This is a genomic window from Rhodanobacter soli, assembly GCF_040548735.1.
In the GTDB taxonomy this organism is placed as follows: domain Bacteria; phylum Pseudomonadota; class Gammaproteobacteria; order Xanthomonadales; family Rhodanobacteraceae; genus Rhodanobacter; species Rhodanobacter soli_A.
In genome coordinates this window covers 340428-356789 of record NZ_JBEPSD010000002.1, presented here as the reverse complement: position 1 = coordinate 356789, position 16362 = coordinate 340428, and the positions used below count along the sequence as shown (strand labels likewise).

At 67.9% G+C, this 16362-nt stretch carries 18 protein-coding genes and 1 pseudogene; 8 read left to right on the top strand and 11 right to left on the bottom strand.

All coding sequences use genetic code 11. The features are described 5' to 3' along the window. The first annotated feature begins 6 nt into the window (after positions 1–6). Together ABIE04_RS12545 and ABIE04_RS12540 are read left to right on the top strand one after the other, a co-directional pair. Positions 7–597 (top strand): DUF1415 domain-containing protein, encoded by a 591-nt coding sequence (locus tag ABIE04_RS12545; RefSeq protein WP_354550636.1) that lies wholly within the window; start codon positions 7–9, stop codon positions 595–597. 58 nt (positions 598–655) lie between these two features. Beyond that, complete coding sequence (locus ABIE04_RS12540) at positions 656–988, top strand: YkgJ family cysteine cluster protein (RefSeq protein WP_354550634.1); 333 nt, start codon at positions 656–658, stop codon at positions 986–988. Positions 989–1076: 88 nt separating this feature from the next. Here ABIE04_RS12540 and ABIE04_RS12535 read toward each other — a convergent pair whose 3' ends face one another. The 5 genes and pseudogenes from ABIE04_RS12535 to ABIE04_RS12515 all read right to left on the bottom strand — a co-directional run bounded on the left by ABIE04_RS12535 (position 1077) and on the right by ABIE04_RS12515 (position 6139). After that, positions 1077–1778, bottom strand: a complete 702-nt coding sequence (locus tag ABIE04_RS12535) for a pseudouridine synthase (RefSeq protein ID WP_354550632.1) — start codon at positions 1776–1778, stop codon at positions 1077–1079. Beyond that, positions 1775–2845 carry a class I SAM-dependent methyltransferase gene (locus ABIE04_RS12530; RefSeq protein ID WP_354550630.1) on the bottom strand — a complete coding sequence of 357 codons (1071 nt, stop codon included), beginning with the start codon at positions 2843–2845 and terminating at the stop codon, positions 1775–1777. Before ABIE04_RS12530 ends, ABIE04_RS12535 begins: the two co-directional genes overlap by 4 nt. 70 nt (positions 2846–2915) lie before the next feature. Further along, positions 2916–3092: pseudogene (locus tag ABIE04_RS12525) on the bottom strand (carboxymuconolactone decarboxylase family protein); the annotation flags it as partial. 65 nt (positions 3093–3157) lie between these two features. Continuing rightward, on the bottom strand, positions 3158–5161 hold the full coding sequence (locus tag ABIE04_RS12520; RefSeq protein ID WP_354550627.1) for an OPT family oligopeptide transporter: 2004 nt from the start codon (positions 5159–5161) through the stop codon (positions 3158–3160). 90 nt (positions 5162–5251) lie between these two features. Further along, positions 5252–6139, bottom strand: coding sequence for an RluA family pseudouridine synthase (locus ABIE04_RS12515; RefSeq protein WP_354550625.1), 888 nt, complete (start codon positions 6137–6139; stop codon positions 5252–5254). Positions 6140–6239: 100 nt separating this feature from the next. Here ABIE04_RS12515 and ABIE04_RS12510 point away from each other — a divergent pair, with 100 nt between their 5' ends. From ABIE04_RS12510 to ABIE04_RS12500, 3 genes are all read left to right on the top strand, one after another. Next, positions 6240–6797: a YaeQ family protein gene (locus ABIE04_RS12510; protein ID WP_354550623.1), complete on the top strand. Its 558-nt coding sequence runs from the start codon at positions 6240–6242 to the stop codon at positions 6795–6797. A 6-nt stretch (positions 6798–6803) separates the two neighbouring features. Further along, positions 6804–7409, top strand: coding sequence for a cation transporter (locus ABIE04_RS12505; protein ID WP_354550620.1), 606 nt, complete (start codon positions 6804–6806; stop codon positions 7407–7409). Positions 7410–7496: 87 nt separating this feature from the next. Beyond that, complete coding sequence (locus ABIE04_RS12500) at positions 7497–7931, top strand: FKBP-type peptidyl-prolyl cis-trans isomerase (RefSeq protein WP_354550618.1); 435 nt, start codon at positions 7497–7499, stop codon at positions 7929–7931. Between the two features lie 47 nt (positions 7932–7978). On the opposite strand, the gene ABIE04_RS12495 is transcribed toward ABIE04_RS12500, so the two are convergent. Further along, entirely contained in the window at positions 7979–8836 is an 858-nt protein-coding gene (locus tag ABIE04_RS12495) for a PA4780 family RIO1-like protein kinase (protein WP_354550616.1), read from the bottom strand. A gap of 84 nt (positions 8837–8920) precedes the next feature. After that, complete coding sequence (locus ABIE04_RS12490) at positions 8921–9919, bottom strand: LLM class flavin-dependent oxidoreductase (RefSeq protein ID WP_354550613.1); 999 nt, start codon at positions 9917–9919, stop codon at positions 8921–8923. A 104-nt stretch (positions 9920–10023) separates the two neighbouring features. On the opposite strand from ABIE04_RS12490, the gene ABIE04_RS12485 reads away from it, so the two are divergent. Together ABIE04_RS12485 and ABIE04_RS12480 are read left to right on the top strand one after the other, a co-directional pair. After that, entirely contained in the window at positions 10024–10746 is a 723-nt protein-coding gene (locus tag ABIE04_RS12485) for an rRNA pseudouridine synthase (protein ID WP_354550611.1), read from the top strand. 426 nt (positions 10747–11172) lie between these two features. Further along, positions 11173–12165, top strand: a complete 993-nt coding sequence (locus ABIE04_RS12480; protein ID WP_354550609.1) for an HDOD domain-containing protein — start codon at positions 11173–11175, stop codon at positions 12163–12165. 22 nt (positions 12166–12187) lie between these two features. On the opposite strand, the gene ABIE04_RS12475 is transcribed toward ABIE04_RS12480, so the two are convergent. From ABIE04_RS12475 to ABIE04_RS12460, 4 genes are all read right to left on the bottom strand, one after another. Then, the gene (locus ABIE04_RS12475; RefSeq protein ID WP_354550607.1) at positions 12188–12901 is read right to left on the bottom strand and encodes an ion channel; all 714 of its coding nucleotides are present in this window, start codon (positions 12899–12901) and stop codon (positions 12188–12190) included. Between the two features lie 64 nt (positions 12902–12965). Further along, the gene (locus tag ABIE04_RS12470; RefSeq protein ID WP_354550604.1) at positions 12966–13436 is read right to left on the bottom strand and encodes a GNAT family N-acetyltransferase; all 471 of its coding nucleotides are present in this window, start codon (positions 13434–13436) and stop codon (positions 12966–12968) included. Positions 13437–13617: 181 nt separating this feature from the next. Continuing rightward, positions 13618–13806 (bottom strand): oxidoreductase-like domain-containing protein, encoded by a 189-nt coding sequence (locus ABIE04_RS12465; protein WP_354550602.1) that lies wholly within the window; start codon positions 13804–13806, stop codon positions 13618–13620. A 128-nt stretch (positions 13807–13934) separates the two neighbouring features. After that, a complete protein-coding gene (locus ABIE04_RS12460) occupies positions 13935–14708 on the bottom strand; it encodes a class I SAM-dependent methyltransferase (protein ID WP_354550600.1) in 774 nt (257 codons plus the stop codon). A 231-nt stretch (positions 14709–14939) separates the two neighbouring features. Here ABIE04_RS12460 and ABIE04_RS12455 point away from each other — a divergent pair, with 231 nt between their 5' ends. Continuing rightward, positions 14940–16361, top strand: a complete 1422-nt coding sequence (locus ABIE04_RS12455; RefSeq protein ID WP_354550597.1) for a hypothetical protein — start codon at positions 14940–14942, stop codon at positions 16359–16361. The last annotated feature ends 1 nt before the right edge of the window (position 16362 follow it).

Sequence of the window (16362 nt, the reverse complement as noted above, 5' to 3'; positions counted from 1 at the left end):
AACCGCATGAACCCGACGTCTGCCGATCACCTCAACGCCGACGCGCTAGCCGAGGACGCGCCCTACCTCGCCGCCACCACGCGCTGGCTGGAGCGCGCGGTGATCGGGCTGAACCTGTGCCCGTTCGCCCGCGCGCCGCACGTGCAGGGCAAGTTGCGGCTGCGGGTGAGCCATGCGCGCGACACCGACGCGCTGCTCGACGACCTCTGCGGCGAACTGCAGTCGCTCAATGCGCTGACGCCCGACCAATGCGAGACCGGCCTGCTGATTCATCCGTTCGTGCTCGGCGACTTCCTCGACTACAACGACTTCCTCGACGTGGCCGACGCCGCCGTGCAGACGCTGGGGCTGGAAGGCGAATGGCAGGTGGCCAGTTTCCATCCCCGCTACCAGTTCGCCGACAGCGCGCCGGACGACGTCGAGAACTTCAGCAACCGTTCGCCGTATCCCACGCTGCACCTGCTGCGCGAATCCAGCATCGAGCGCGCGATGGAGACGATGAGCGACACCGACAGCATCTATCGGCGCAACATCGAGACCCTGCAACGGCTGGGCCCCGCCGGCTGGCAGGCGTTGTGGCGCGACGGCACGGATTGAATACATCAAGCCGACCCGGAGTTCACATTCGCGCGGGACGAAGCTGTCATGCTGGGGAGTGAATATCTCCCCCGACCCCTACGCCGAAAGCGTCGACCCCAGCGTGCAATGCACGACCTGCGAAGCCGTGTGCTGCCGCCTCACCGTGGTCCTGATGCCTGAAGACCATGTGCCCGCATGGCTGGTCGCCCGCGACGAATACGGCATGGAAACCCTGGCCAAGGGCGAGGACGGCTGGTGCGCCGCGGTCAACCCGAACACCTCCGGCTGCACCATCTACGAGGACCGCCCCACCATCTGCCGCAAGTTCGCGATGGGCAGCCCGAGCTGCCGCGACGAGCGGCACAAATGGTTCGGCGCCACGATTCCCACGGCGGTGCACGTGCTCTAGTTGCGCTCGTGACCGAGGCTTCGTAGGGCGGACAGCGTCCGCCGCTCGCGTCACGCCAAAGTGGAAAAGCTGGCGGGCAGTGCCCGCCCTACGGCGCGAAAATCGATGCGATCTCGTCAGCGTCGAGTGCGCGCCATTCGCCCAGCGGCAATGCACCCAGCGCGAGGGCACCGATCGAAACCCGCTGCAGCGTCTCGACATGATTGCCCGTGGCGGCGAACATGCGGCGCACCTGGTGGTAGCGGCCTTCGGTGACGCTGAGCCGGGCGTGTCGCGGGCCCAGCACCTCAAGCGCGGCCGGCGCCAGCGGCTCGGTTTCGGACTCCAGCAGAAGACTGCCGCTGGCGAACAGCTCGCCTTCGTCGCCGCGCAGATCCTGCGCCAGGGTCGCCTCGTAGACCTTGGTCACCTGCGCCTTCGGCGAGATGATCCGGTGCAGCAGCGCGCCGTCGTCGGTGAACAGCAGCAGGCCGGAGGTGTCGCGGTCGAGCCGGCCCACGCTGGACAGGGCCGGCGAGCGCACGTTGTAGCGCGGCGGCAACAGGTCGTACACCACGCGGCCCGGGTCCTTGCGCGAGCAGGTGACGCCGAGTGGCTTGTTCATCATCAGGGTCAGGCCGGGCGGCGGATCGAGCGGCTCGTCGTCGACGCGGATGGTCTCGTACGGCACCACGTCGTCGGCATACAACTCCTCGCCGTCCGCATCGGTGATGCGCCCGGAGCGGAACAGCTGGGTCACGTCCTTGCGGCTGCCGTAACCCAGGTTCGCGATAAGCTTGATCAGTTTCATCCGCGCACCCCAACCGCCTCGATCACCTTGAATCCTTCCCGCACGACCAGCGCGCGCACCTCATGAAAACGCGAGGCCAGCACGGCCTCGTAGGGCAGATGCCGGTTCGCCACGATGAGCAGCCGGCCATCCGGCAGCAGCGCCTCGGCCGCGCTGACGATGAACGCGCGGCCCAGTTCCGGCAGGTCGGCGCGCCCCTGGTGGAACGGCGGGTTGCTGACGATGGCGTCGTAGCGCTGCGCCAGGCCGCGGGTGACGTCGTGCCAGTAGAGCGTCGTGGCCAGCTCGCGCCCGCATTCGCGCTTCGCCCGGGCCAGGTTGGTCCGCGCCGGCTCCAGTGCGCGCGCTTCGGCTTCGTACAGGTCGAGCGCGTCGACCCGTGGGCAACGCGCGATGACCTGCGTGGACAGATAACCGTAACCGGCGCCGAGATCGGCCACGCGACCGTGCAGGTTCGCCGGCAGATGTTCCGCCAGCAGTGCCGAGGCGCGGTCGATGCGGTCCCAGGCGAACAGGCCGGGGCGGCTGACGTAGCCGTCGACGATCGTGCGCGGCGCATCCAGCCCCAGCCATTCGGCCAGCAGGTCCTGGTCGACGTCGGCCGGCTGCGGCGTGCTCCAGAACGCGCGGCACTTGTGCTTGGACAGGTGCTGCACGGCGCCGGCCAGTTTCGTCAGGTCCGCCTCGCCCGACTTCGCGCCTTCGGCATTCGGCATCGCGGCCAGCACCGTGCCGCCTGGCGCCAGGTGCCGCAACGCGCGGGCGAACAGGGCGCGTGCCTCGTCGCGCTGGCGTGGCGGCAGCAATAACACCAGCGGAAATTTTTCATCGGCCGCCGGTTCGCCCACGCGCAGGCCGTTGCGACCCAGTTCGTCGGCGAACGGAAGGAAACCCTGTTCGCACAACCAGCCGGGCTGCGCCATCTCGCGCAGACGCATCCCGGCGCGGGCGCGCAGGAACAGTGCGCGGCCGTCCGCCGGCAGGCGCAACTCACCCACGTCGAAGGGCACGAACAAGGCCGCCAGCGCCGCATCCGGCGCGGCCGCGAAAAATCCGCCAGCAGTCACGTCATCCCTTCCACCTTGAAACAGTGGCGGCATTGTACGTGGCGGCCGGCGGAATCCGTGCCGCGCGGGCTCAGCCGCTGTGCTGGCTCACCGCGTCCATGGCGCGAGCGGAATACACCAGCGCCGCACCGGCATTCATCGCCACGGCCACGCCGAGCGCCTCGGCGATCTCCTCGCGGGTCGCGCCATGCTTCAGCGCCTCGCCCACGTGCACCGTGATGCAGCCGTCGCAGCGGGTTCCGCATGCGGGCGGTTTTCCGGCGGCAGGAAAGCGGCGGAGCCTCCGCGACCTGCCGCCGGAACGTCGCCTGGTTATGCCGTGGCCGATGTCCGTCCCAGCCTGGCCACCCAGCGATACAGCGCCACATTGACCGCGACGAAGGCGATGCCGCCGATCCAGATCGCCGCCGTGCCGAAGCCATCGCCGACGAGCGCCAACGGCGCGCCCTTGCCGGAGAACACCACGATCGCCGCGATGATCACGCCGATGATGCTTTCGCCCACGATCATGCCGGAGGCCAGCAGCACGCCGAGCTGCTTGGTCGACTCGGGTTTGGGGCCGCGCTCGGCGCGCTTGTCGAAATACCAGCCGACGATGGCGCCGACCACGATCATCAGCGTGGTCGACGTGGGCAGGTAGATGCCCAGACCCACCGCCAGCGGCGGCAGCGCGGCCGATTTGGTGGTGCGGCCAAGGACGGCATCCAGCACGATCAGCGCCACGCCGATCGCACCGCCCAGAATGATCAGGCTCCAGTCGATATTGCCCTGGATCACGCCCTGCGCCAGCGCCGAGATCAGCCCCGCCTGCGGCGCGGCCAATGCACGCGCCGGATCGACCCCGGGCATGCCGGCGAAGCCGTACGCCTCGTTCAGCAGGTCCAGCACCGGCGGGATCACCGCCGCGCCCACCAGTACGCCGACCACCAGCGCCACCTGCTGCTTCCACGGCGTGGCGTCGACCAGCTGGCCGGTTTTCAGGTCCTGCAGGTTGTTGTTGGCGATGGTCGCCACGGCGAACACCACCGAGGTGGCGAACAACGCGAACGCCACCAGTCCCTTGCCGGCATCGCCGGCCAGTTCCGACTTCACGCCTGCCACCAGCAGCAGCAACGCGGCGATGATCACCACCAGGATGCCCACGCCCGACAGCGGACTGTTGGACGAACCGATCAGGCCCGCCATGTAGCCGCACACCGCCGAAACCAGGAAACCCATGATCACCACGAAGACCAGGCCACCGATCACCAGCAGCCACAGGTGCGAGCCCAACCCGGTGACGATGCTGAAGTCGCCCAGCAGCCAGCCGATCGGCAGCAGGCAGAGCAGGCTGATCAGGCCGACGATGCCGATCGGCATGTCGTGCTCGGTGCGCGGCAGCGTGTCGCCCTGGCCGGCCTTGCGCGCCCGCGACGACGCCATCGCCGAGGAAAGTCCGCTGATCACCGGCTTGACCAGTTTGGCCAGCGTCCAGATCGCCGCCACGCCGATCGTGCCGGCGCCGATGAAGCGCACCTTGGTGCCCCATGCCGCCTGCGCCATGTCCGCGGCGGCGCCGGTGGCTGCCGCCAGCATCGTGTAGTGCGGCACCGCCCAGCCCCAGGCGATCAAGGCGCCGAGCAGCATCGCCAGGCCGACCCACAGGCCGACCAGATGGCCCACCGCCAGCAGTGCGAACGACAGGCTGAAGTCATAGCCGCTGGCCCCGCCGCGGTCGCCCACGTGGAAATACTGCGCCACGCTGCCGACGAATACCTTGGTGGCGACCACCACCGCGAACACCGCCGAGACGATGGTGCCGGCGGCGACGGCGAACAGACCCGACTTGCTGCTCTCGGCCGACGCCGCGACCGCGTCATCGCCACCGCCCACCTTCAGCACCTCGGCACAGGCCACGCCTTCCGGGTACGGCAGGTCGGAATCGGTCACCAGCGCGCGGCGCAACGGTATCGTGTACATCACGCCGAGGATGCCGCCGGTGGCGCAGATGCCGAACGTCACCCAGAACGGAAAGCCGGTCCACCAGCCGATCATCACCAGGCCGGGCAACACGAAGATGATCGCCGACAGCGTGCCGGCCGACGAGGCGACCGTCTGCACGATGTTGTTCTCCTGCATCGTGGAGTCCTTGAACCCGCGCAGGATCGCCATCGAGATCACCGCCGCGGGGATCGAAGTGGCGAAGGTCAGGCCGGCCTTGAGGCCGAAGAACACGTTCGCCGCGGTGAACACCAGGGTGATCACGATGCCGATGATCAGGCCGCGTACGGTCAACTCGGTGCGCGGCGTGGCGCTGGACAAAGGTTTTGCACTCACGAATGGCTCTCCCCCGGATGGATGCTGCGGTGGAAGATAGCGTGGAATGGCCGTGGATGGTTATCCCTTCGGCCGAACGGCGCCGTCACGTCACAGCGCCAGCCGGCTCTCGAAATGCCGGCGTTCGCCGGACAGCGGGTCGACGAAAGCCAGGCTGCGCGCCAGCAGCTTCAAGGGGTGTCGGTAGTCGTCGACGGATTTTTCGGCCAGCGCCGGATACAGCGTGTCGCCCACGATAGGCGCGCCCAGCGCGGCCATGTGCAGGCGCAACTGATGCTTGCGGCCGCTGACCGGGAACAGCGCGTAACGCCACACGTCTTCGCCGCGCTCGATCGGCTCGATCCGCGTCTCGCTGTTCGGCTCGCCGTCGACTTCGCGCATGCGGAAGAACGGTTCGCCCGCCACGATGCGCGAACGTCTCGACAGAGGGAACACCAGCGAGGGCAGCGGCGGCGCCAACGCGTCGTAGCGCTTGTCGATCCGCCGTTCGCGGAACAGCGCTTGATACGCCGCGCGACTGGCCGGGTTCGCCGAGAACAGCACCAGCCCGGCCGTGGCGCGGTCGATCCGGTGCAACGGCACCAGATCGGGATTGTCCAGCCGATGCATCAGCCGGCGCAGCAGGGTCTGCTCGACGAAGCCGCCGGCCGGGGTCACCGGCAGGAAGTGCGGCTTGTCCGCCACCACCAGGTGCGCGTCCGCATGCAGCACGGTTTCGACGAACGGAATCGGCCGCTCGGCCGCCACCTCGCGGTAATAGTGGATGCGCATGCCCGGGCGATACGGCGTCTGCGGCGTGATCGCGATGCCTTGCCCGTCCAGCACGCGCCCGCGCGCGATGCGGTCCAGCCACTGCACGCGATCGATCGCGCCGAACTGCGCGCACAACCCGTCGAGCACGGTGGCCCAGGCACCCGGCGGCAGGTGCACGGTGCTGGCACGGGGATCGCGGTTGAACGCTGGAGTGGCTGGGTCCATGACAGGCAGTGTACGGCGTCCGGCGAGGCGCCCTCCTTCGGCCGGGGCCGCCGCGCCCACGTGCGCGTAGAATGGTCGGCTGTTGTCTCAAGGCATTCCCATGGCACTCAACTCCACCATCTACAAGGTCGAACTGCAGATCAGCGACATGGACCGGCATTACTACGCCACCCACGCGCTGACCCTGGCGCGACATCCGTCCGAGACCGAGGAACGGCTGATGGTGCGACTGCTCGCGTTCGCGCTGTATGCCGACGAGCGGCTGGAATTCGGCAAGGGCATCAGCGACGAGGACGAGCCGGCGCTGTGGCGCAAGGCGTACACCGACGAGATCGAGCTGTGGATCGAAGTCGGCCAGCCCGACGAGACGCGCATCCGCAAGGCTTGCGGCCGCTCGCGCCAGGTGGTGGTGATCAGCTACGGCGGCAACGCCGCGGAGATCTGGTGGAACAAGGTCGGTTCGGCACTCAGCCGCAACAGGAACCTCACCGTGCTCGACATCCCTGTCCGCACCGTGGCCGAACTGGCCGCGCTGTTGCAGCGTGGCATGCGCCTGCAGGCGCTGATCCAGGACGGCCAGCTGCAGCTGATGAACGACGCCGACGCGGTCGCCGTCGATCCGCTGCGGCGCATGGCACCCACCGAAACCGTGGGCTGAACGCTCATGTCGGCGAACGCCGTGGATGGATCGCTGCGCCGCGTTGTCGGCATCGTGGCCCTGCTCAACCTGGGTTACTTCGGCGCCGAGTTCGCGGTGGCGCTGGCGATCGGCTCGGTTTCGCTGTTTGCCGACAGCGTCGATTTCCTGGAAGACGCCTCGGTGAACCTGCTCATCCTGATCGCGCTCGGCTGGAGCCTGAAAGCCCGGGCGCGCGTGGGCATGGGGCTGGCCGCCATTCTGCTGGTGCCCGCACTCGCCACGCTATGGGCGTTGTGGAGCAAGTTCCAACTGCCTGCCCCGCCGGCGCCGCTGCCGCTGACGGCCACCGGCCTGGGCGCGATGCTCGTCAACTTCAGCTGCGCGATGCTGCTCGTGCGGTTCCGTCACCACAGCGGCAGCCTGACCCGCGCCGCCTTCCTGTCGGCGCGCAACGACGTACTCGCCAACATCGCCATCATCATCGCCGGCGCCGCCACCGCGATCACGCATGCCGCGTGGCCCGACATGGTCGTGGGCGCAGGCATCATGCTGATGAACGCCGATGCGGCGCGCGAGGTCTGGCAGGCCGCACGCAGCGAACATCGCGAGGCGGCCGGCCCGCGCGCGTGAACCTTGGCCGGCGCATGACGTCGCGACGCTGCACCCCGTTTGCCCGATAATCGCCGATTCGGCCACATCACCCCACGGAGTCATCTCATGCGCTGGTTGCTGCCCTTGTTCGCCGTCTTCGCCCTCGCCGCCTGCAGCACGCCTCCACCGGCGCACGCCAGCGGACAGGTGGACAAGCTCACCGTGATCGACCAGAAGGTCGGCACCGGTGCCGAAGCGAAGGCCGGCATGGATGTGCTGGTGCACTACACCGGCTGGCTCTACGACGAAAACGCGAAGGACAAGCACGGCGCCAAGTTCGACAGCTCGCGCGATCACGGCGCGCCGTTCAACTTCACGCTCGGTGCCGGCAGCGTGATCGACGGCTGGGACCAGGGCGTGGCCGGCATGCGCGTGGGCGGCAAGCGCACCCTGCTGATTCCCGCCGCCCTCGGCTACGGCGCCCGCGGCGCCGGCGGCGACATCCCGCCGAACGCCTCGCTGGTGTTCGACGTGGAACTGATCGACGTCAGCGCGCCCTGAGGTCTTGCAGGGTGGGCAGTGCCTGCCCTGCGCTTCCTCGTCAGGCTTCAATCTTCCTGCGCCGCCGCCTCGCGCCCCTGCTGGCGGATGATCGCTTCTTCCCGCGCGTCGATGATCGACTGCATCACGCTGTCGACGTCGGCGATGCTTTCGTCGAACTCGAAATGGCCGGTGAGCTCGCTGTCCGGGTGCAGTTCGCCCAGTTCGTACAGCGCCCACATCTCCTCGCCGTAGTGGGTGTCCAGCAGCTCCGGCGCGAAGCGCGACAAGCCGATCGTGATGTTGCCCACGTCGCGGCGCAGCATGGTACGCGCCGCATTGTTGCCGGCGGCGCTGACCACCTGCGGCAGGTCGATGATCACCGGGCCGTCCGGCCCCACCAGCACGTTGTATTCGGACAGGTCGCCGTGGATCAGGCCCACGCACAGCATGCGCGCGACCTGCTGCATCAGGAAGCGGTGGTAGTCGCGCGCCGTGTCCGCCGACAGTTCCACCTCGCCCAGTCGCGGCGCCGAATGGCCGTCCGCATCGGTGACCAGCTCCATCACCAGCACGCCGTTGAAGTAACCGTGGGGTTTCGGCACGCGCACGCCGGCGGCGGTGAGCTGGTACAACGCGTCGACCTCGGCGTTCTTCCAGGCGGCCTCGGCCTCCTTGCGGCCGAACTTGGTGGCCTTGCCCATCGCGCGCGCCTGCCGGCTGCCGCGCACCTTGCGGCCTTCCTGGTACTGCACGCGCGCCTGGAAGCTGCGCTGCGCCATGTCCTTGTAGACCTTGGCGCAGCGGACGTCCTCACCCGAACGCACGATGTAGACGGATGCTTCCTTGCCGCTCTTCAGCGGTCGCAGCACCTGATCGATCACGCCTTCGTCGATCAGGTCCTGCAGGCCCTTGGGGGTTTTCATGCGTGGGAGAGCTTCAGGGTTTCGTGGGATGACGCCCATTATGGCCGATCGGCGACCTTGCCCGGGCTTTCGCGGCGGTGGCGTTCAGTTCGCTGCCGACAGCCGATCGCGCACCGCTGCCGCGATCTCGAACGAAGACCGCCGCGCGGCGTGCTCGAACACGTTGGCGGTGATCAGCAACTCGTCCGGCCGGTGCCGGGCGATGAACGCCTCGATACCGTCCTTCACCGTATCGGCAGCGCCGACCACGGCGCAGGCCAGCGCACGCTCCACCATCAGCTTCTCCGGTGGCGTCCAGTACGACTCGATGTCGTCGATCGGCGGCGGGATCAGGCCGGGCCGGCCGCGGCGCAGATTGATGAAACTCTGCTGCTGGGTGGTGAACAGGCGCCGCGCCTCGGCATCGCTGTCGGCCGCGACCACGTTCAGGCCGAGCATCGCGTACGGCTGCTGCAGCCGCGCCGACGGGCGGAAATCGCGCCGGTACAGCGCCAGCGCCTCGTCCATCGCATCCGGCGCGAAGTGCGAGGCGAACGCAAACGGCAGGCCGAGCTGCGCCGACAGCTTCGCGCTGAACAGGCTGGAGCCGAGCAGCCACACCGGCACCTCGATGCCGGCGCCGGGTACGGCGCGCACTGGCTGGCCGGGCTTGGCCGGCTCGAAGTAGCCGAGCAGCTCCAGTACGTCATGCGGGAACGCGTCGGCGCTGTCGAAGTAGCGACGCAACGCCTTCGCAGTCGGCTGGTCGGTGCCGGGCGCGCGGCCCAGGCCCAGATCGATCCGCCCCGGATGCAACGAGGCCAGCGTGCCGAACGCCTCGGCCACCTGCAACGGCGCGTGGTTCGGCAGCATGATGCCGCCGGCGCCGACGCGGATGGTCGAGGTGCCGCCGGCCACATGACCGATCAGCACCGCGGTCGCCGCGCTGGCGATGCCCGGCATGTTGTGATGTTCGGCCAGCCAGTAGCGCCGATAGCCGAGCCGCTCGGCCAGTTGGGCCAGGTCCAGCGTGTTGCGGAACGCCTGGCTCGCGTCGCTGCCTTCGGTGACCGGCGCCAGGTCGAGGACGGAAAACGGGATCATGTCGAGCTCTCGCCAAAATGGATGGCCACGATGTGGGGGCTGCCGCGCGGATTGCCACCGGTACCTGCGCCTACAATGACCCACCTCCTTCCCACGGCACCCCGATGACCGACCCCGTCCGCCTCGCCAAACGTGTCGTCGCGCTGGCCCAGTGCTCGCGGCGCGAGGCCGAGCAGTACATCGAGGGCGGCTGGGTGCGGGTCGACGGCGTCGTGGTGGAGGAACCGCAGTTCATGGTCGACGCGCAGCGCGTCGAACTCGATCCGCAGGCCAAACTGGCGCCCGCCGAAGCGGCCACCCTGGTGTTGCACAAGCCGGCCGGCTACGACGCCGGCAACGGCCCGAATCCGGCCAGCGCACTGGTCACCCCGCAGACACGCTGGCCCGACGACGGTTCCGGCGTACGCCCGTTGAAGCGGCATATGCAGCGGCTCACCACGCCGTTGGCGCTGCCGACCCAGGCCAGCGGCCTGCTGATCTTCACCCAGGACTGGCGCGTCACCCGCAAGCTCACCGAGGACATCGACCGGATCGAACAGGAGTTCGTGGTCGAGGTCAGCGGTGCATTGATCCCGAACGGATTGGCCCTGCTCAACCACGGCCTGCGCTTCAACAACTACGCGATGCCGCCGATCAAGGTCAGCTGGCAGAGCGAGCAGCGCCTGCGTTTCGCGTTCAAGGTGTTGCAGCCGAGCCAGATCGAGCCGATGTGCAACGCGGTCGGCCTGAAGGTGCTGGCGATGAAATGCCTGCGCGTGGGTCGCATCCCGCTGGCGAAGCTGCCGCCGGGGCAATGGCGCTATCTCGCCCCGCACGAACGCATCTGACCCAGGCTGCCGGCCGCCTTACCCCCTGGCCGGCGGAACGGCTTAGACTTGCCTGTGCGTCACAGTCACCCACCACACCGCGGAGAACAGCATGAGCAAGGGTATGGACTCGAAGAAGAGCGAGAAGAAGAAGCCGGCCAAGACCATGAAGGAAAAGAAGGCCGCCAAGCAGGAAAAGAAAAAGAACAAGTAAGCCCAGGCCCTTACGCACCGCGACACGGAGGCAGCCCCGGATCACGGCCGGTTGCCCGGCGATGCTGCCGGCCGTACCGGCAGACCGGAACCGGCTGCCTCCCCCTTCGCTAAACTTTCCCCGCCCGCTGCCGATATTTCGAGACGGGTCGCCCGGGAGCCGGCGCGCCGGGACGAGGGGCACGGAATATGGGGAACATGTGGCGGCGCATTTTTCGCAGCCGGAAACCAACGGTGTCAGCGAATCGCGCGCAGCCAGCCGCCCTGACGTCCGTGCGCGCCCCTCCGATGGCGCCCGCCGCTCCATCGGCACTACCGCTGGCGGAAATCGAGGGTCGGTTCCATCGCTTCGTACTCGGTGTTCCCGACAGCGAAGCCGATGGACTCAGCGCTTTCGAGCTCGCCACGCTCAAACGGCTGGAACTGCTCAGCACTCGCTTCGACATGCGCAGCCTGCCCCGCCTGCCGACGGTGTTGCCGCAATTGCTGCGCGCCCTGAAGAACGACAACGCCGGCGGCGGCGAGCTGGCCAGGCTGATCGGCCGCGACCCCCTGATGGTCGGCGAGATCATGCGGGTCACCGGCAGCGTGCATTACCGCGCGGCGCAGCCGATTACCAGCCTGCAGCAGGCGGTGGTGGTGCTGGGCCAGGACGGTTTGCGCCGGGTCCTTACCCAGCACGTGATGAAACCCATCCTGCAATCCAATACCGGTGCGCCGGGCCACGCTGCCGGCGAACGCCTGTGGCATCACGCCGAGCGTTGCGCCCATGCCTGCGCCTGGCTCGGCAGGAACAACGGCTGCGACGCGTTCGAGGCCTATCTGGCCGGTATCGTCTCCCACACCGGCGACGGCGCCGTGATACGCCTGCTGGATCTACTGAAGCCCGCCGGCGACACCGTGCCGCCATCGCCAGGCTTTCTCGCCAACTGCGCCAGGCTCGCCGCACGGCTTTCGCTGCAGGTTGCGCAACACTGGGAGCTGCCGCCGCGCGTGATCGATGCGATGACGGAATGCCAGGCGCCGGCAGCACCGGCGGCCTCGGCATTGGGCAAAGCGCTTTCCGTAGCCGATCGGTTGGCGATGGCCCAGCTGTTGATCGAACACGAACGGCTCACCGACAACCCGGACCTCAGCCAAAGCTGGCCCGGTGTCTTCGCGCCGCCCCTGATCGCGCGTTGCCAGCAGGATCTCCGGCGCAGCTTTCCCGTATCGAAAAGCACCTGAGCGGCCCGCAGATCCCGCCCGGCTATTCGCCGCGACGCAGCAGGGTCAACCCGATCAGCCGCGACACCACCAGCGCGACGTACATCACTCCCACGAACATCTCCAGGCTGGCCACCGCACGGGCATGCACGGTGATCGGAATGACGTCGCCGATGCCGGTACTGGACAGCAGCGCGAAGCTGAGGAACAGCAGCTCGGTCCAGCTGCGCGCCTCATGCGGGTCGACCGCAGCGGAGAAGCAGCCTGGCTGCAGGGTCTGGCACAACACGAATACATAGGTAAACGCCCACACCAGCAGGGTGAACGTGGCGCCAGCGGCAAACAGTTCGTCGGTGGTGGCGCGGCGGTCCGCCAGCATGTAGCTGATCAGGCACCCGGCCGCGTAGAAATAGAACATCGCCTCCAGCGCTGCCCACCACGGCCGCAGTTCCGGCATGTCCATGGTCAGGTCGAGCACGTTGAACAGCACCGCCGGCAGCGCGATGCAGGCGCTGATCCAGGCACGCCCGCGCGTGCGCCGCACCATCGAGATCGCCAGGCCCAGCACCAGCACGCCGAACGCGCCAAACAGCGCCCGCGCCGGGCGCGTGTGTTCGATGAACGGATACAGCAGCAGGCCGATCAACTGCACCAGCAGCAGGATCGCCGAAGGGTGCCGGATGATCCGTACCAGCCAGCGCAGGTGGGCAAAACGGATCATCTTGCCCGTGGCCGTGGTTTCATCGCTCCCGCCCATGTGTCCATCCTCCCGTCGATCGTTGCAGTGCAGGAATCCGCCAGGCATCCCTTCGCCGTTTTCATCATGGCAGATCGAGGTGCATGGGCTGAACGACCAGGCCGGTACCGCTGACCTTCAGCGGCCCGCTGGGCACAAAACCAAAGTGCAGGTACACCGGTACCGCCATCGCCGAGGCATTCAGGGTGAAGCGGCGCGTGCCGGCGCGGCGCACGGCATCAAGCATGGCGCGCTGCCACAGCCGGTGTGCGATACCGTGACCGTGCATGCGGGTCGTGACGAAGAACTGGAACAGGTGGGAATCCTCGCGCATGGCGGCCACCCCGACCAGGCGCCCGTCGTCGCACCACGCCAGGTGGAAGCGCTGGCCGGCCAGGATCTTCTTGCGGATCACCCGTGCGCTCATGCCCAGCAACAGCGGCGGCGCCGCACTGGCCGGTTGATCCGGCAAGATCCAGCGCCGCGTCACCCGTCGCGCCAACACGCCGATCACGATCGCGTCCTGCGGGCCGGCGAGCCGATAGTGGATGCGCATCGCCTGGGCTCACTCCTGCGCGTGAAACACCAGGCTGCAGAAGGTCATCGCGCCTTCGGCTTGCCGCAACCCGGAAACGTCGACGGCCGTCATCTGGAAACCGGCGTCGAGCAGCCACCGGGGGCGGAACTGACCTCACGGGTCACGGCGATCCTCATGACTCCTCCTCGGCGGACGCAACTCAGGGATGACGGGTACGCCACGCGGCCAGTGCGGCCTCGTAACGCTCGAGTGCTTCCTCGTAGACGTCATACACGCAACGCACGCAACCTTCGCCGCAGCAGTCGGCGGCGTCCGGCTCGGTCGGTCGTACCGGCGGCGGGTCGTCCGGATCAGGCGCGGACAAGGCAGCGGGGTCAACGGGATTCACGGCACTCCTCGGCATCGTGAGCCAGATGTGGATCTGGCTGCATGGATAACCCGATGGTGCCGCCAACCGCCGTCGCAGCTCAAGCGGGCCGCGCGACGCATGCGCGCAGCCCGCCGGGATGCGGGCGGTTATTTCGCCGGCTTGCGGAAGCGGTAGATGAACTGGTCGGTGTGGCCGCGTATCGACTTGTCGAACACCTTGATGTCGTGCGGGTCGGCCGGGTTGCGCAGCGCGTCGCTCTCGCCGTCGAACACGAAACCGGCCGCTTCCACTTCCTTCTTCACCACCGCCGGATCGATGCGGTGCAGGGTGTCGGTATCGGCAAGGCCGGAGCCGGCCGGAGCCGCATGGTCGATCACCACGAACAGGCCGCCCGGCTTGAGCGCGTCGTAGACCCGCTTGTCGAAGCCGGCCATGTCCACCGGCCCCATGAACGGGTCATGGTAGTCGTGGTAGTTCTGTGCGGTGAATACCAGGTCGACCGGCTCCGGCGCGCTCAACAGCGCCGCCGGCTGCTGCAACAGGGTGACATTGGCGTAATGCGGCGTGGCGGCCAGCTTCTGCCATTCCGCAAGGCTCTTGCTGGAGTACTTCGCCATCTCGCCCGGCCAGACCGTGTAGACGTGTCCCTGCGGACCGACGATGGCGCTGAACACGCGCGTCCAGTAGCCGCTTCCCGGCACCAGCTCCAGCACCTTCTGGCCTGGCTTCACTTCGGCGAACATCATCACCGCGCCGATCTTGCGGTGGGCATCATCGGAACGATCGGCATGGCGGGCCGGATCATTGATCGCTTTCTGCACCGCGGCGGAAACCGCCTCTTCGTGCGGGTTCGCGGCCTGGGCCAGGGCCACGGCAGGAAAGGCGACGGCAAGTAACACAGCAAGGACAGTGGGACGCATGGTCGTACTCCTCAGTGAGCAAGGGTTCCCGGATTGTGCTCCCGAATCGCGGCGATGGCCCTGTGCCGCTTGGCACGGGGCACCACCGCGGTTCATGCTGCATGCTCGGCCGCGGCCATGCCACCCCGGCTGGCCCATCCGCGCACGTTCCGGCGTGCTGCCACGCGACAGCCTGCGCGTGCCCGTAAAAACAGGCAGACGACCTCCCGAACACCGTATCAGGAGAACCCGATGCCAAGCCGCCCCCTCTTCCCCGTGCTCGGCCTTGCACTTGGACTGTTCCTGCCCGGCCTGCCGGGCCATGCGCAGTCGGCCGCCCAATGGCAGGCGGAACAGGTCGCCGCTTCGCAGAAGTCCGAGCAGATCATGCGCGAAGCCAACAAGCACAGGAGCCTGCTGGCCCAGTACCAGGTGATGCGCTATCCCTACGCCACCAACCCGGACCCCGCCTTCCACATCATCTTTGGCCAGTACCTGAGCTGGTACCAGAGCTTCATCGGCGACTATCCGGACGCCGCAGCCAGCTTCTCGATCAAGCAGCCCGCGCAGCCGGACGACCGCCCCTCGCCGCTGGACAACTCCGACTACCGTGCCAGGCCGGCGCTGGAGGCGATTCCCGAACTGGCCAGGAACTACCGCGCGGTGTTCTTCAACGAGGCGCACAACGTACCGCTCACCCGCACGCTGACCGTGCAGCTGCTGGGCAAGCTGCGCGCGGAGGGTTTCGACTATTTCGCCGCCGAGACGCTTTACCAGACCGATACTGGGCTGCAGGCGCGTGGCTATCCGGTCGCCGACAGCGGCTTCTATACCCAGGAACCGATCTGCGCCGAGATGGTGCGCACCGCCCTGAAGCTGGGCTTCAAGGTGGTCGCCTACGAAGCGCTCTCCGATGCCGGCGGCGATGCCCGCGAGGCCGAGCAGGCCCGCAACCTCTATCGCCAGGTATTCAAGAACGATCCGAAGGCGCGGCTGGTGGTCGACGCCGGTTACGCGCACATCCAGGAATCGGGCGCCTATCTGGGTGGTTCCACGATGGCCCAGCACCTGCACAAGCTCAGCGGCATCGACCCGCTCACAGTGGAGCAGACCATGCTGTATCCCCATCCGTCGGCCAGCGACGACCACCCCGACTACGCCGCGGTGATGCAGCAATTGCAGCCCAAGGCACCGATCGTGTTCGTGGGCAGGAAGGGCCGGCCGTGGTCGCTGCGCCCGGGCTATGACGTCAGCGTGTTCTTCCCGCCACAGGCGCTCAACCGCGGCCGACCCACGTGGCTCGATCTCGGCGGCAGCCGCAAGCCGTACCTCGTTAGTGGCGAACGATGCAACCATACCTATCCGTGCATGGTCGAGGCGCGTTATGCCGGCGAGGGCAGCGACGCGATTCCCGCCGATCGCCTGGTACTCGACCCGGTCCCGTTGAACGCGGTCACCAGCGACCGCATCAGCAACGGCCTGGTCGAACCCCGCAGCGTGCTCTACCTGCGCCCCGGCAAGTACAGGCTGACCTACACGGATGCGGATGCGCGCCTGCTCTTCGCCCGGGACGTCACCATCCGGGGCAGGAATGCGGCCCGGCTATCCGACCTTGCCGATCCGCCTCAGCCGGCGCCGCCGGCGGAATCCGCCACCACCATCCAGGGGGAATGAC